Here is a 15,157-nt window from a genome sequence, read left to right on the forward strand (position 1 = left end):
TTCACAACGTCTCAAAGAACAGCGTAAACTCATGCCGGTTATACGTCAGGTGCGTCTGCGCAAACAAACGCAGACCAGCAGCCTTGGACATCGCAACGATGAGGCGGAAAAGCTCGTTGGGCTCATCCAGCGAATCAACACGCGGCACTTTGAGCGTGAAAACAACGAGCCCCCCCGGCTTGAGAAACCGTGACAGCCGGATCACCTGCTCGATGGATTCCTCCGGCGGTCCGTTCATGTCGCACAGCAGCGCGTCATAGGCCGTGCCTGCCTTCGGCTGAAAGGCGGCTACGTCCTCCAGGAAAAACTTCAGCCCGGGCCGGCCATCGAGCCGTTTGTCCAGCGGCGCACGATCAATCGCTGTCACACGCTGGTTGCGCGCGAGCAGTTCCGACGTCATGCCGCCGGGGCAGGCACCCAGCTCGATCCAGTGCGCCCCCTCCTTCATCGGCGGCCGGTACAGCAGCAAATAATGCAGCGCCTCGGCGATCTTGGCGCCCGCACGGCTGATCGTGTCCGGTGCATCCTGGTCAATGTACTTGCTGCCGCCTGCGTACAGACCGTTCGAGGCACGCGGACTCTGCATGCCGCAAAACAAGCCCTCTTTTCCCACGAGACAATACAGGGTCTCCGCCGTCGGGTCCTGTTCCTCCACCGTCGCAGCGCTCAGCTTGGGAAACAATTGCAGCACCCTGCCGCGTAGATTCGAGGCCAGCCCTTTGTAATACTTGTCCGGAGACGTGGGCTGCAGCGTGCCGATGAAAATCCCTTGGGGTTGGCGTTCGCCAAACTTCTTCAGCAGCGTCTGCGCCGCCTTCTCGATGAAGCCGTCCATCTTTTGCGCATTGCACGGCCACGTGTGGTCCATCGGCAGATTCCAGCGTGCAAACTTCGCGGCTTCAGACTGGCGGATCGCCGTCGGTGTCGCGGTCTTGATGAGATAATAATCCTGCCCCAACCGTGTGCTCGAAACTGCCCCCATTTGCTTCAGGACACTGTCTGCGATCCCCTCGAAAATTTCGGGGATGCGCACCAGCCAGGGGCGGGTAGCTGGGGAAGTGGCGGTCGTTTCGCTGTCGGTCATGTGTTCCTGCACTCGCGCTGCATTGTCCTGTCTGCAAGCAGAGGAGTGAGGCAGGCTGCCAGCTGTGTTCTCAATCGCCGCCTCCGGTGCGGCGTGTCACCCATTCCACCGCTGCACGTACCAGTTCGGGAGCCGTGTGGATGCCGAGCTTGGTTTTGATATGGGAACGGTGGGCTTCGACGGTCTTGACACTGAGCCGCAGATCGTGGGCGATCATGCTCGTGCCCCGGCCCTGGCCAAGGAGTTCGAAAATTTCCAGCTCCCGGTCGCTGAGCTTCTCCACGGAGCTTTTGCTGTTGCTGTCCCGGCCCGTCACAAAGCTGTTCAGCATCAGCAGGTTTGCCGCAGCACTGAGATACAATTCTCCACTGAGCACCTGCCGGATGGCGGCCACCACCTGGTCCGGCGGGGCTTGCTTCATCAGGTAGCCGCGTGCTCCGGCACGCAGTGCCCGTTCGGCGTAAAGCGATTCATCGTGCATGGACAGCACCAGCACCGGCAGGTGGGGTTTGAGCACCTTGAGCGATTTCACCAGCTCGATGCCATTGATGTCCTTCAGGGAGATGTCAGCGATCACCAGTTCGAACTCATGGCGCTCCACCAGTCCCAGGGCTTCTGCGGCTGTCTCGGCCTCACCACAGATGATAATGTCCTGCTCATGTTCGAGAAGCATCGCGATGCCTTTGCGGAAAATGGGATGATCATCCACGATGAGAATGCGGTGACGGCAAACTTCCAAAGGAGCAGGGTGCTTGGATGAAGAGGCATTCATCCTTGGTTCAGAGATGGAGAGAGGGGGGAAGCCGGCGGCTGTTGCTGTTCAACAGCCGCCATTGGCAGCACACAGGATACGCGCGTCCCATGATTCTTGCGTCTGCCGATGCTGAAATCCGCGCCGATCACATCCGCACGGTACTTCATCAAGCGCACACCCATGCCATCGCCCACATGAATGACCTCCGGCATGCCGCACCCGTCATCTGCGACGCTCAATGAGAGAAGATTCTGCCGCAGCCTCAGGCTCAGCGTGATCGAGCGTGCCCCCGAATGCTTCAGCGCATTGGTCACCGCCTCCTGGGCGATGCGGTATAAATGCAGCGCCACGCTGTTGTCCGTGATGGGAACCATGCGCTCGCAGCGCAGCCGGCAGGAGATGCTGCCGCTGCTGCGCGCCGCCAGTTCATGCAGCGCGGAGACCAGCCCCTCGGCATCCATGACCACGGGGTGTAGTCCTTTGGCGATGTCGCGTGAGGCCTCCACGGATTGATGGATCAAAGCAGCCAGCCGTGCTGCCTCCGCCGCAGGCCCCGCGAGTTCCTGCGCCTCCAGGGTTTTCGTCAGTGACCGCGCCATGAAGGCCAGCCCCGAGAGTGACTGGCACAGTCCGTCATGCAGATCCTGGCCCATCCTGCGTTGCTCCTGTTCGGAGATGTCGATCAGCGCGTTTTCCAGCCTGTTCCGTTCCTCGATCTGTGCCGTCAGTTTCTCATTGGCGGACACCAGCTCCGCCGTGCGTTCCGCCACACGCTGCTCCAGATCCTTCTGCGTCTGCCGCTGTTCGGTGATGTCCGTGGCCACGCCCAGCACCTTGTCGCAAACTCCGGCCTCATTGAACAGCGGCACCTTCCCCGTGCTGAACCAGCGCACCTGCCCGTCTGCCTGGGTGATTTCTTCCTCGGGAATCTGCAGGGCCTTGCCGCTCGAAATGACGTCGTGGTCGATTTGTTGGAAGTGCGCGATCTGCTCGGGCGTGCGGTTGAAATCAGCGTCTGTCTTTCCCGTAAGCTTCTCCGCCGTGGTTCCGCAGCTGTGCGCGAGTGCGGCATTGCCCAGCAAAAACTTGCCGTGCTTGTCCTTCACAAAGATCATGCTCGGGGTCGCGTCAATCACCTGGCGCAGAAAGAGGCGCTCGCGGCGCAGTTCATCTTCGATCAGGCGGAAACTTTTTTCGCTCGCAGTCAGCACCTCATTGCGCGCTTCGAGCTGTGTGCGGGTTGGTTTCGCCTTCTGCGTCGTTGGTGCTCGCTGCTTGCTGGGCTTGCCATTGTCCCGCGTGCTGGCCGGTGGCCTTGCCGGTGTTCCTGATTGCGTCTCGCGTGTGCGGGGCACAGTCCTGCTCCGGCGTTTTGCCGGGGAGGGGCCATCCGGCTTGGACTGCCTTGAGAAGGAACGAGGCATGGGTGGAGCCTACTGACTCAGGATTCCATCTTCAATCTGAATCGTGCGGTGCAGGGTCGATGCCTTGGAAGCATGGCTGCTGCGGGGCAGGTGCATTTCCAGCAGGCGCTCCAATCGCTCAGTTTCCTGACCTTCATCCATCAACATCGTCCAGTGCCGTTCGCACCCGCACCAGCGGCAGCAGATTTGCAATCGCGCCCCCGGTTTGGCATGGGCGTTGATCCTGATCCCGTGCTGAAACGACCAGTGCAGGATTTGCTCCGCCCTCAGTGTGCCAAGGCCGGAGACGCGCAGCCTGCCCTGCGCATAGCAGATGCCACGCGGCGCGGCCAGGCAGGTGAACAACGCCAGCCGGGCCATCGAGACAATGAACCAGCCGGACAGCAGAGCGCACAGCCAGCGCTCGGGGGAAACGGGCTCGCCGCCTGCGGCCCGCCATGCCAGCACCATCAAAACCATGCAGGTCAGCAGTGCGGAGGCCTGGTTGAACTTCCCGTGCAGGATGCGCGTCAGGCGTTCATACCGCGCCCGGTGGAAGATCATGGGTTCCTCAATCCAGAGGCCGGCCTCGTCGGTGCGCAGCATGGCGGCTGGCCGTGTCAGGATGCGCCTGGGCTGCCCCCGGGAGGGGCTTGCATCTTTCTTCGCCAGACCAGAACGTGCTGCGCTGGAAAACGTGACTCCGGCCAGAAGTCGGGTTGCTGGTAGGGGTTTGTTCATGCCGGCCTCCTGCCATCCATTGACATGCCTCTATTCGTTGATGCCGCAGTGATGCCAATGGTGAGCGGATCTGGAAACCAGGCGCACACTTCCGGTCAGCTTCAAAACTTTTTGAGCAAGCTCTGCGCTCGAAATCCTGCCGCTTTCCTGCGGTCGCTGCGTGGCTGGCGTGTCGCCGTCATGCGCACAGGTGGTCAAGTCGGGGCGGGCAGATTCCGCCGCCGGTTCTAGGAGTGTGCAGGAGGAGTTCATGACCAGCCTTTCGTTGCGAGTGAGAGATCGCTGTCCATGACGAAGCAGGAGATCGCTTCCATCTCCTGTTCCCAGAAATCCTCCAGCCGCTCAGATTCGGCGGGCATAAATGCCTGTCCCTCTGCGGCATAAATCGACAGCAGCTCTTTCTCCGCATTCAGCCAGTGCTCTGGCCGCAGATGTGAGCAGCCCTCTTTCTTCCAATGCTTGAAAGCAAGCAGGGCGATTTCCTTGTCGGAGGGATGTGAGCCTGAACTGGAGGTCTCGCTGGGCGGGGTGTACACAGGGGCATTCATGGCTTTGAGGGGTAAACGTGGATGAAATGCAAACTGGCGGCTGGCTCCGTCCATTCTGTACGTTTCTATATTTCCCGCAATCGGCTCTGCCCTGCTCGTGGCATCAGGGAAACCCTCACGGATATGTCATGGCCCAACGGGGCGTTTTTTCAGTCTTGTAGCGGCCTCAAACTTCAATTGCAGGTTTCTTTAATCTGCAGATTTCTTTAATCCTTGGCGAATCGCATTCCCTTTCTACTCTCCGCGCCCCGCATGTCCGTCAAACTTCGTCTCAATACCGCCACCGCCACCAAAGTCGTTCTCGCCAAGATCGGCAATCCTCTGCGTGAGGAGCCGCTGCAAACCTCCAAGGAGGTGTTTCAGATCGCCGAGGGAGATCAGGAAGCTCTTACCGCGCTGTTCCTTAAGCCTTTCAAGGCCTGCATCGCCCACCGCTTCACCCATCATGCCTCGCTCAAACAGCATGAGGTGAACAACTGCGCCAAGGCCATCTTTGCCGATGAGGATCAACTTCTCGCCAAAGGCATCGAGATCGCCCAGCGCCTCTACGCCAAGTCCAACCATCCCAACATCAAGGCCGGCGACCTTTGCATCTCCCTCCTCAAGGAAATCCACATCGAGGGCGAGCTCGTCAACGGCCTCTGCATCCTGAAGAGCGACAGCGTCGTGCCCTTCCTCACCATCACCCCGCGCAACGGTGACCTCCAGCTCCATACCGAGCACGGCATCAATCCCGACAAGATCGACAAAGGCTGCCTCATCCTCAATTTCTGGGAGGAGAAAGGCTACTACGTCCTGACCTTCGACCGCAGCGGTGGCGACACCCGCTTCTGGGTGCGCGAATTCCTCGGCGTGGAGGCCGTGCCTGACGCCGCCTTCCTCACCAACGCCTACGCCAAGATGGCCGTCTCCTTCCTCGAAGAGCAGCAGCCGGCCAATGACGACACGCCGCCCTGGGAAACCGCCACCGCCGCCAAGGACGCGCTCGATTACTTTGAAGACCGCGAGAACTTCAACCTCGAAGAATTCGGTCAAACCGTCCTCAAAAACCCCGACGTCATCGCCAAGTTCGACGAACACCGCGCCCGCATCGAAGAAGAGCAGGGCCAGCCGCTGGAAACCAATTTCGAGATCTCCAAGAAGGACCTCACCAAGGCCAAAAAACGCATCGCCGCCGTCCTCAAGCTCGACACCGGCGTCGAAATCCACTTCAAGCCCGGCAGCAGCGAAAACGACCCTCAGCTCGAACGTGGTTTCGACGACGACAAGGGCATGAAGTACGTGAAGGTGTTTTACAACAAGGACGTCAGCGCGGGCTAGGCCGCTTCGTTTATGGATCCAAAGTCCGACCCCAGCTCACCGCAGCGCCTCTGGAAAATGGGGCGCGTCGTGCTTCAGCGTGAGACCGCTCATCGCGGTGGCAAGACGGTCATTGTGATCAAGGACTTCGCCACGCATCTGCCGCTCTCGGTGATCGAAACAATCGCCAAGCGCGTCCGCGCCGCCTGCGGCTGTGGCGGCACGGTGCGTGACAAACGCATCGAGATTCAAGGTGATCAAGCCGCCAAGGTCAGAGCAGTGCTTGAAGCCGAAGGCTTCGAAGTGCGGGGAGTGAAGTGATCACCGCCCTAAGTGCAGCCGCGTGTCATATTCAAAGCAGACCTGTCCTGACGTCTGATAGACATCAAAGATGCGGCGCAGTTCAGCGATCATCTCGTCATGGCGTGGCTGGCTCTCAGCGGGTGCATAAGAGCTCGATAGCAGGCGCCCCTTGAGTCCTTCGAAATCAAAACGCTGCTCATAAGTAAAGGTGTGCGTGGCATAGGCACCGTGGAAGAACGCACCCAGCGCAGCCGTGTTGACGTTTTCGTGCCGGACCTTCGTGTAGTCCGTGCCGAAGGTGATGAGTAGTTGTTCGAACGCCTGCAAGAAAGGCGTGGAGTCGAGTCTCCGCTCGTTCCAGATGAGCACAACGTAGCCGTCCGGTTTGAGGATGCGGGTGAACTCCGCGCGAGTCTCGGGCGTGTTGAACCAATGGAATGCCTGCGCGGCGACGATGAAGTCCACACTGTGATCCGGCAGCGTGGTGGCCTGCGCACTGCCATTCACACTGTGGAAGTTGGGAAAATGCGCAAGCAGCCGCTCTGCTGCCTCCCGCATCTCGCGATTCGGCTCCACGGCATAAACCGCATTGCCTGCGCGCAAAAAGAGCTCCGCAGAGATGCCGGTTCCCGAACCCACATCAGCAATCACGTGTTGAGGAATGAGCCCTGTCTCACGCTGCAGCAGCGGAATGATTTCCTGCGGGTAGCTCGGACGGTAGCGCACGTAATTCTCCACACGGTCGGAGAAACGCTGTTCGGGTGCGGACGACGGGGTGTGCATACGGCCATGATGCCGGAGGTGGGGCGGGAAAACAAGTTGCCAGCACCCTCGCGACTGCTAACGCTGAACTTATCCTACTATGATCGTCGCCCCTAAAATTCGCGGATTCATCTGCACCACCGCACATCCGACCGGGTGTGCCAAACACATCGCTGACCAGATCGCCGTCGTTAAGTCGCGCGGCCCCATCGCCAATGGCCCGAAGAAGGTGCTGGTTGTGGGTTCCTCAACCGGTTACGGCCTGTCCTCCCGCATCGCGGCGGCTTTTGGTTCCGGCGCGGCCACCATGGGCGTGTTTTTTGAAAAACCCGGTGAAGCTGAGCGCTGCGGCACCGCAGGCTGGTACAATTCCGCCGCTTTTGAAAATGAAGCCAAGGCTGCCGGTCTGTATGCCCGCTCCTTCAACGGTGACGCCTTCTCTGATGCGATGAAGACCACGGTGATCGAAGCCATCAAGGCGGATCTCGGCCAGGTGGACTGCGTCATTTACAGCCTTGCCTCCCCGCGCCGCACGCATCCGAAAACCGGCGAAGTTTTCAAATCCGTGCTCAAGCCGATCGGCTCTGCCTCCTACACCAACAAAAACCTCAACACCGGCAACGGCGTGGTCAATGAAGTGACCATCGACCCGGCGAACGAAGACGAGATCGCTCAGACCGTGGCCGTCATGGGTGGTGAAGACTGGGAAATGTGGATCGACGCGCTGCAAAGCGCCGGGGTGCTCGCTGAAGGCGTGCAGACCGTGGCTTACAGCTACATCGGGCCGGAAGTGACCTGGCCGATCTACAAGAACGGCACCATCGGCCGTGCCAAGGAAGACCTTGAGCGCGTGCAGCGCGTGCTGGACGGCAAGCTGGCCCCGCTGAAGGGCAAGGCCTGGGTTTCGGTGAACAAGGCCCTTGTCACGCAGGCCAGCTCCGCGATTCCCGTGGTGCCGCTTTACATCTCGCTGCTCTATAAGGCGATGAAGGCAGAAGGCACGCATGAGGATTGCATCGAGCAGATGGACCGCCTCTTCCGCGAGCGCCTCTACAATGGCAACCCGCAGCCGGATGAGGCCGGACGCATCCGCGTGGATGACTGGGAAATGAAGCCTGCACTGCAGGAGCTTGTGGGCAAACGCTGGGCCGAGGTGAATACCGAAAACTTCGCAGAGTTGGGTGATTTCGAAGGCTACCAGACCAGCTTCCTGCGCCTCTTTGGCTTCGGTCTCGAAGGCGTGGACTACAATGCCGAGGTGGACGTCAGCATTGGCGTGCCATCACTGGCGTAAGCGACGACCACGGAATCAAACCTGTAGTCATCCCCGACCGCCGCATTGAACGTGCGGTGGCCGAGGATGGTGCGGAGTGATCGTTTAAATCAGCCGCCTTTCGCCAGATCCAGGAACACGATGCTCGAAGGATTGCCTACGGCTGCGTAATGGCCGGTGAAGTTTAAGATGCCGGTTTTGCGATCGACGCGGAACACCGCGACGTTGTCGCCGCGCTGGTTGAGGCTGTAGAAGAACTCGCCGGTGGGATCAAAGTTGAAGCTGCGCGGGTAATCGCCGTGGGTCCACTCTTCAGTGACGAAGGTGAGGGTGCCGTCTTTGCCAACGGCGAAGATGCCAATGCTGTCGTGCAGACGATTGCCGGCATAGACGAAGCGGCCATCGGCAGAGACGAGGATCTCGGAGCAGAAATTGCTGCCGGCAAATCCGGGTGGCAGGCTGGAGATCGTCTGCCGTGGGGTGAGGCGGCCCTTTTCGGTGTCGTAATCAAGCAGTACGATGTTGGAGCCTTCTTCCTGCAGGGAGTAGAGCCAGTGGTTGTTGGGGTGAAAGGCAAAGTGGCGTGGGCCATCTCCCGGAGGAAAGGTGACATGGGGAGGATCGTTCGGCGTCAGCGTGCCTTTCTGGTCGTTAAACTTCCACACGAGGATTTGATCCAGGCCGAGATCGACGGAGAGCACAAAGCGCCCCGAAGCATCGGCCGCGATCATGTGCGAATGCGTTCCATCATGGCCACTGAAAGCGAAGCTGCCGGGAGGAGCATTCGTGGCTTTCTTGGGCCCGATGGTGCCGGCGTCCTGCTTGAAGTCCGTGGCTTCTCCGAGGCTGCCATCAGGCTTGATTGGCAGCACTGACATCGAGCCGCCAAAGTAATTCGCCACCAGCAGAAAGCGTCCTGAGGGATGCAGGCTCACATAGGTGGGGCCTTTGCCGCCGGAACTGACGGTGTTCATCAGCGTCAACTGACCGTCCTTGGGATTGATGGCAAAGGCGCTGACAGATCCCGCCTCGTGGTCACCCTGATGGTCGGTTTCATTCGTGGAATACATGACTGTCTTGGCGGCATTGAAGGTGAGGCAGTTGGGGCTCACGCCAGTTTTGTACAGACCGCAGGGAGTCATGGCGCCAGTGCTGCGGTTCACTTCAAACAGATGGATGCCCTGGCCATTCCCCGGCGGCAGATCCACCTGAGTGGCCTTCATGTTTTGCAGTGGTGAGGTGAAGGTGCCGACGTAGGCGATCAGCGGTGCCTGATCTTTGGCCTGAACGGAGAGAGCCGCACCGGCAGCGAGTGCGGTGCTCAGAAAGGAACGGCGTGAAATGGAGGGAGCGGGGGATTGCATGAGAGACGGGGAATTACTTGATGACTGGCAGAATCACACGCGAGCCATGTGTGGCATCGTGCCAGATGGTGTTGATGGCAGGCACACCGGGTTCGGTGATGAAGTGGCTGATGGGAGCGCCGGTCTGCGTGTTCGGCTCATAATAGGGTGCGCCGGTGCTGGCGATGGTGATGCGGATGCGGTGGCCTTTGTTGAAGATGATGCTGGTCCAACCGATGTCCCAGGAGAGCTTGGCGACCTCACCCGGCACGAGCAGCTTCTGATGATCAAAGCCTTCGCGATACCGTGCGCGCAACGGGTAGTCCACGATCAGGATGGAGCGGCCATCGGGATACACATCCGTCACACGCAGGAAGAAGTCCGTATCCTTTGCGGTCGAAGAAACGAAGACTTCGGCCTTGATGCGGCCGGTGACTTCGAGCGGTTTTGTCAGCACCTCGCTGGTCCAGGTGCGCACCTCGGCCTGTTCTTCAAAGGCACGCGCATCTTTGGCACCGGGAAAGCCCACATGGGGCAGGCTCATGGGGTGCGCAGGATCGCTGAGATAAGCTGTGCTCGCTTTATCGGCAGATGGTTTCGCGGTGGCGAGTTTGCCATCGGGTTGCAGGAACCAGTCGGCGGCTTTGCTGGCGGGCGGGAAGTCTTTTTCCTCACGCCACACATTGCCGGGAGCACCTTCTTCACCGACTGCGCCCATCACGTAGTATTTCACGGTGGTGTCCTTTTCGACGCCGTTGTTCTCGCCTTTGAGGTAATGATTGAACCACTTCGTCATGTGTGGATACACGTCAAACATGGCGTTCTCAGGGAAGACCAGTTCGCCGATCTTGTTCGACTTCGGATAGCCGCCGTGCAGCCAAGGGCCGATGATGAGCTGCTGCTGGCCGCGTGAATTGGGGCCGCCATGCTGATTGCGGCCGATGAAGCTGGCCACGCTGCCCTGGCACATGAAATCAAACCAGCTGCCGATGGTGAAGCAGGGGTAGTTCATCTTGTCGAAGTGCAGGGAGGCGTCTTCGTCCTTCCAGAAATCGTCATAGTCCGGGTGCTGGTCCCATTCACGCAGCATGGCTTCGTTGTCTTTGATGTCGCGTGCCACAGAGCCGCCTTTGATGAAGCGCTGCGGCTTGGTGGCGCCGCCGATGCGGTAGCCCTCTTGGTACAAGCTAAGGCCCGTGTCGGTCATGTACTGCGCCACGAGATGCGGCGGCTGAGTCACGGCAAGGTAGTTCTGTGCGTAGCCCGCCTGCGAGCCGCCGTAGGTGCCGATCTTGCCGGTGCACCAAGGCTGCGCCGCCAGCCATTCACACACGTCATAGCCATCGCGCAATGGCCCCCATTGCAGCCCACGGTAGCCACGGTAAACGCCCTCGCTCTCATGTGTGCCCCGGTAGTTGACCAGAGCGATGACAAAGCCGCCTTCAGCGAACTTGGCGGCGGCCTTGCGTGATCCGGGGCTGCTGATGTCCCCATAGCGCTGCTCAAAGATGGCGGGAAATTTGCCCTCGCCCGGCGGGAAGAACACATAGGCGGAGAGGCGCTTGCCATCTCGCATCGGGATCATGAGGTGCTCTTCACGGACGGAGCCGAAATCGAGCTTGGCAGGAGTGGCAGCGTGCAGGGAGGCACAGGCGGCTAAGAATAAGAGAACGTGGCGCATCAGTCCATTACGGGGGCCATGGACGGCACGTTTCAATCACATGCGGTGCGAAAGGCACGTATCCTGATACTTAGCTCGCGCCGATGCCGCGAATCACGGCGGGCAGGGTCTGGGCCAGGATTTTCAGATCAAGCCAGAAGGACCAGTTGTCGATGTACTTGAGATCCAGTGCGACCCACTCCTCGAAGTTCTTGATGCCGTTGCGCCCTGTGACCTGCCACAGGCAGGTCAGACCGGGCTTCACGCTGAGCCGGCGGCGTTGCGCGTGCTTTTCGATGCGCTGAATTTCATAGACGGGCAGGGGACGCGGGCCGACGAGGCTCATCTCTCCACGCAGCACGTTGATGAGCTGGGGCAGTTCATCAATGCTGGTGCGGCGCAGCCAGCGGCCAAAGGCGAAGATGCGTGGATCGTTGGTGATCTTGAAGACGGGGCCCTCCATCTCGTTGTGCGCCTCCAGTTCCTGGCGCTGAGCTTCTGCACCCTGGTGCATGGTGCGGAACTTCCACATGATGAATGGCTTGCCGTAGAGCCCGGCGCGTTCCTGCTTGAAGAAGACCGGGCCCCGGGAGCCAAAGCGAATGCCGATGACCGCCACGAGCCACACGGGCAGCGAGAGCAGGAGCAGTATCAATGCGCCGACACGATCGACGATGGCCTTGAACAGCAGTTCCCAGGAGGCCTGCGGCGTGGAGTGAAACACCAGCATCAGGCGCCCGCCGAGTACATCGAAGGTCGGACGAGCGATGGCGGTCTGGAAGAAGTCTGCGGCGATCCAGGCTTCCACGCCTTCGGTTTCGCAGGCCTGCACGGCCTCCTCGATCTTGCTGAAATGCACATGCTGCGCGGCGAAGAGCACGCGGCTGATGGAATGCTCATGCAGCGCTGCGACGAGGTCTGAAATCGGGCTCTGCATGATGTCGATCTGGCCCACGACCTCGATCTCGGCGCGCTGCTCGGAAGTCATGTTGGCCAGGAAGGCTGCCAGATCAGTCTGGGCACCGGCGATGATGACGCGTTCGCGGCCTTTGCCCGAGGCCATCTGCCTGCGCAGGATTTCACGCTGCCATGCTTCGCGCAGCAGGAGCGACAGCGCACCGAGAGCCACGGAGAAAACGACCACGGCACGGCTTTCGACCGACCATTTGAAGAACACGATGCAAAAGGCGATGCACATCCCGATGACTGCAAGCGCCTCTGCGAGCTGGCGGATCGAGCGCGCTGGTGTTTTGTTGTAAATGTTGGAGTAAAAACCGCGTGCCTCCAGCACGATGGGCGTGAACGGGGCCACGACCGCAATCACCCAGTAAAACTTTTCCATGGGCGGAATCTCAACCGCATCGGGAAAGAAGACCGGCACCAGATCTGCACGCAGGAAATGCCCAAACCACAGGCAGAACGCCAGAAGCGCGCTGTCGAGCAGTTCGGTGAGCTGCAAATTGATTTCTTGCTTCCGGCCCAGCATAGTGACGAGTAAGATACTGAATCTTATTTACATTTATTAAAATTATACTCCGCCTAGCCAATGGCTCAACTTGTTTCCTCTAAAAACCTGCTTTTCTCCTCCCGGCCTCTCGCGGTGGGGGTGGTGGCGGATTCTGCTGCCCTTGAGCACTTTATCTCCCTCGATTCGGCCTCCCGCGCGAACTTATGCGACGTGGCTGAGCTTCGGCTGGACCAGCTGCAGATACCTGCTGCGGATCTGCGTGCCAAACTGGCTGGCAACACCCTGCCGCTGCTGCTCACGGCCCGGCATCCGGCGGAAGGAGGGCAGGGGCCTGAGGACCCGGCGGCCCGTGCGGCGATGATCGAGCCCTTGCTGGACCTCGCCACGCTGATCGACATTGAACTGCGCAGCGCGGCGCAGATGCAGGGCACGATCCAGAAAGCGCGTGCTGCGGGTGTGCCGGTGGTGGGTTCATTCCATGACTTTCAGGCCACCCCGGCGGAGGAGGTGCTGCGCGGGGCGGTGAATTTTGCTCAGCAGGCGGGACTGGATGCCGTGAAGATCGCCACCTACCTGAACACGCAGGGGGATTTGGCGAGCCTCATGAAGCTGGCGGGGGAGACGCACCGACTGCGGCTTTCCGCCATGGGCATGGGGCCGTGGGGGCGTGTTTCACGTCTGGTGCTGGCTAAATGTGGCAGCCTGCTGAATTACGGCTTTATTGGTGCTTCGAATGCTCCTGGCCAGTGGCCCGTCGCCCGCCTGAAAGAACTCCTCGCTGAACTCTGAAATGATCCCCCCTCGTCAGTCCCCCCCCTTCCGCCGCGCCCTGCTGGCCAGTCTTCTCTGCATTTCCATTTCAGGCTGTGGTGACCCCAAGCGTGAGCAGCAACTGCAATGGAGGGAAGAGGAGATCGAAGCGAAGGCCGCAGCTATCGCCAAGCGCGAGCAGGATTTTGCTGGAGAGAAGCAGATGATCGTTCAGGCGAAGGCGGACATCGCCGCGCGTGAGGTGGCGGTGGCACAGCTGAAGAAGAAGCTGGAGACGCAGCTCGCTGACGAGATCGAGAAAACGAAGAAGGTGCGCCGTGAGATTGAGATCAAAAATCTGCGGGGCTCCATTCCACAGATCACTGCGGGGCGCTGCATCGTCATTGATGCTGAAAACGATGATGTGCTCTTTGAAAAGAGCCCCGATCAGCGTGGCGCTATCGCCAGCACGACGAAAATCATGACCGGCCTGCTCGTGGTGGAAGCGGGAGACCTCGACAAAGTGGTCACCATTGAACTGGCGGACACACAGTGCGCTCCGGTGCGCATCGGCCTCAAGGTGGGGGAGCAGTACACGCGCCGCATGCTGCTGACCGCCATGCTGGTGAAGAGCTCCAACGACATTGCTCAGGCGCTTGCGCGTGACAATGCCGGCAGCGTGGCCGCCTTTGCGGAAAAGATGGACGCACGTGCGCAGGCGCTCGGCCTGAAGAACACGCACTTCGTCAATCCGCACGGTCTGCCATCCCTCACAGATGAAGATCCCTACTCCACGGCGCGGGACCTGGCGATGATCGCCAAGGCGGCAGACAAGCTGCCGGACATCCGTGCGATCGTGAAGCTGCAGAGTTTCAAATTCACCAAGCCCGACGGCAAGTTCATCGAACTGGCCAACACCAACCGCGTGCTGCGCACCGCCAGCTACTGCGATGGCATGAAAACCGGCTACACCGAGGCTGCGGGCTACTGCCTGGTGGCTACCGGCGAACGCAATGGACGCCGCCGCATTGTGGTCATCCTCAACGACAGCCACGAAGGCGTCTGGCGTGATGCGCAGGCGCTGCTCGACTGGGCGCTGAAGGCGTGAAATAACATTCGCGGCTTGCGAGTTTCATGGCTTCCCGGCATCATCGCCGCCTCTGACCATGAAACTCCGCACCCTCCTGCTAGCCTCCCTCTGTGTCGCCGCCACCAGCTTTGCTGAAACGGCCAAGAACCTCGCCATCGACCCCAAGCCGCGTGATGCCGGCTGGATGAAACGCCACGAGAGCTTCAACGCCATTTCCAAGAAGGGCGAGGCGCAGCTGGTCTTTCTGGGCGACTCCATCACACAAGGCTGGGAAAAAAATGGCAAGGATGTCTGGGCCAAAACATGGGAACCGCTCAAGGCGGCGAACTTCGGCATCGGCGGCGACCGCACCGAACACGTGATCTGGCGCCTGCAAAACGGCAACTTTGACGGCATCAAGCCGAAGCTTGTGGTGCTCATGATTGGCACCAACAACACCGGCCATCAGGGCCGCCCTGCTGCCGAGCATGGCGGTGTGGTGTATGCTAGCAGCCCCGAACAGACCGCCGAGGGCGTGAAGATGATCCTCGACATCCTGGGCAAAAAACTCCCGGAGGCCAAGGTGCTGCTGCTGGGCATCTTTCCACGAGGTGCCACCAAGGAGGATGCGATGCGCAAGCAGAACGTCGCCACCAACAACCTCATCTCCGGTTTGGCGGACAACAAGCGCGTTTACTAC

At 60.1% G+C, this 15,157-nt stretch carries 15 protein-coding genes; 6 read left to right on the forward strand and 9 right to left on the reverse strand.

Annotation, left to right across the window (positions count from 1 at the left end; translation table 11 throughout):
- Position 1: 1 nt before the first annotated feature.
- The 5 genes from ACIREA_RS03035 to ACIREA_RS03055 all read right to left on the reverse strand — a co-directional run bounded on the left by ACIREA_RS03035 (position 2) and on the right by ACIREA_RS03055 (position 4,530).
- Positions 2-1,084: an SAM-dependent methyltransferase gene (locus ACIREA_RS03035; RefSeq protein WP_397380418.1), complete on the reverse strand. Its 1,083-nt coding sequence runs from the start codon at positions 1,082-1,084 to the stop codon at positions 2-4.
- 70 nt (positions 1,085-1,154) lie between these two features.
- Positions 1,155-1,856: a response regulator gene (locus ACIREA_RS03040; RefSeq protein ID WP_397380420.1), complete on the reverse strand. Its 702-nt coding sequence runs from the start codon at positions 1,854-1,856 to the stop codon at positions 1,155-1,157.
- Positions 1,853-3,193, reverse strand: a complete 1,341-nt coding sequence (locus ACIREA_RS03045) for a PAS domain-containing protein (protein WP_397380422.1) — start codon at positions 3,191-3,193, stop codon at positions 1,853-1,855. The genes ACIREA_RS03040 and ACIREA_RS03045 overlap by 4 nt, the downstream gene beginning before the upstream one ends.
- Before the next feature lie 78 nt (positions 3,194-3,271).
- The gene (locus ACIREA_RS03050) at positions 3,272-3,982 is read right to left on the reverse strand and encodes a hypothetical protein (RefSeq protein WP_397380423.1); all 711 of its coding nucleotides are present in this window, start codon (positions 3,980-3,982) and stop codon (positions 3,272-3,274) included.
- 248 nt (positions 3,983-4,230) lie between these two features.
- On the reverse strand, positions 4,231-4,530 hold the full coding sequence (locus ACIREA_RS03055) for a DUF2934 domain-containing protein (protein WP_397380425.1): 300 nt from the start codon (positions 4,528-4,530) through the stop codon (positions 4,231-4,233).
- A gap of 252 nt (positions 4,531-4,782) precedes the next feature.
- Here ACIREA_RS03055 and ACIREA_RS03060 point away from each other — a divergent pair, with 252 nt between their 5' ends.
- On the forward strand, positions 4,783-5,850 hold the full coding sequence (locus tag ACIREA_RS03060) for a nucleoid-associated protein (protein ID WP_397380427.1): 1,068 nt from the start codon (positions 4,783-4,785) through the stop codon (positions 5,848-5,850).
- A 12-nt stretch (positions 5,851-5,862) separates the two neighbouring features.
- On the forward strand, positions 5,863-6,150 hold the full coding sequence (locus ACIREA_RS03065) for a translation initiation factor (RefSeq protein ID WP_397380429.1): 288 nt from the start codon (positions 5,863-5,865) through the stop codon (positions 6,148-6,150).
- Here the strand turns inward: ACIREA_RS03065 and ACIREA_RS03070 are convergent, their stop codons facing one another.
- Positions 6,151-6,915: a class I SAM-dependent methyltransferase gene (locus tag ACIREA_RS03070; RefSeq protein ID WP_397380431.1), complete on the reverse strand. Its 765-nt coding sequence runs from the start codon at positions 6,913-6,915 to the stop codon at positions 6,151-6,153. It lies immediately after the preceding gene.
- Between the two features lie 79 nt (positions 6,916-6,994).
- Between ACIREA_RS03070 and fabV the strand changes: the two genes are divergently transcribed.
- Positions 6,995-8,188 carry an enoyl-ACP reductase FabV gene (fabV, locus tag ACIREA_RS03075; RefSeq protein ID WP_397380433.1) on the forward strand — a complete coding sequence of 398 codons (1,194 nt, stop codon included), beginning with the start codon at positions 6,995-6,997 and terminating at the stop codon, positions 8,186-8,188.
- Between the two features lie 89 nt (positions 8,189-8,277).
- Here the strand turns inward: fabV and ACIREA_RS03080 are convergent, their stop codons facing one another.
- From ACIREA_RS03080 to ACIREA_RS03090, 3 genes are all read right to left on the reverse strand, one after another.
- Positions 8,278-9,531: a lactonase family protein gene (locus tag ACIREA_RS03080; protein WP_397380435.1), complete on the reverse strand. Its 1,254-nt coding sequence runs from the start codon at positions 9,529-9,531 to the stop codon at positions 8,278-8,280.
- A gap of 13 nt (positions 9,532-9,544) precedes the next feature.
- The gene (locus ACIREA_RS03085) at positions 9,545-11,191 is read right to left on the reverse strand and encodes a CocE/NonD family hydrolase (protein ID WP_397380437.1); all 1,647 of its coding nucleotides are present in this window, start codon (positions 11,189-11,191) and stop codon (positions 9,545-9,547) included.
- Between the two features lie 70 nt (positions 11,192-11,261).
- Positions 11,262-12,629, reverse strand: coding sequence for a sugar transferase (locus ACIREA_RS03090; RefSeq protein WP_397380439.1), 1,368 nt, complete (start codon positions 12,627-12,629; stop codon positions 11,262-11,264).
- Between the two features lie 87 nt (positions 12,630-12,716).
- On the opposite strand from ACIREA_RS03090, the gene ACIREA_RS03095 reads away from it, so the two are divergent.
- The 3 genes from ACIREA_RS03095 to ACIREA_RS03105 all read left to right on the forward strand — a co-directional run.
- On the forward strand, positions 12,717-13,427 hold the full coding sequence (locus tag ACIREA_RS03095) for a type I 3-dehydroquinate dehydratase (RefSeq protein WP_397380441.1): 711 nt from the start codon (positions 12,717-12,719) through the stop codon (positions 13,425-13,427).
- A gap of 1 nt (position 13,428) precedes the next feature.
- Complete coding sequence (locus tag ACIREA_RS03100; RefSeq protein WP_397380443.1) at positions 13,429-14,496, forward strand: D-alanyl-D-alanine carboxypeptidase family protein; 1,068 nt, start codon at positions 13,429-13,431, stop codon at positions 14,494-14,496.
- Between the two features lie 58 nt (positions 14,497-14,554).
- A partial coding sequence (locus tag ACIREA_RS03105) for a GDSL-type esterase/lipase family protein (RefSeq protein WP_397380445.1) occupies positions 14,555-15,157 on the forward strand: 603 nt, incomplete at its 3' end.

This window comes from Prosthecobacter sp. (assembly GCF_044373815.1).
Taxonomy (GTDB): Bacteria; Verrucomicrobiota; Verrucomicrobiia; order Verrucomicrobiales; family Verrucomicrobiaceae; genus Prosthecobacter.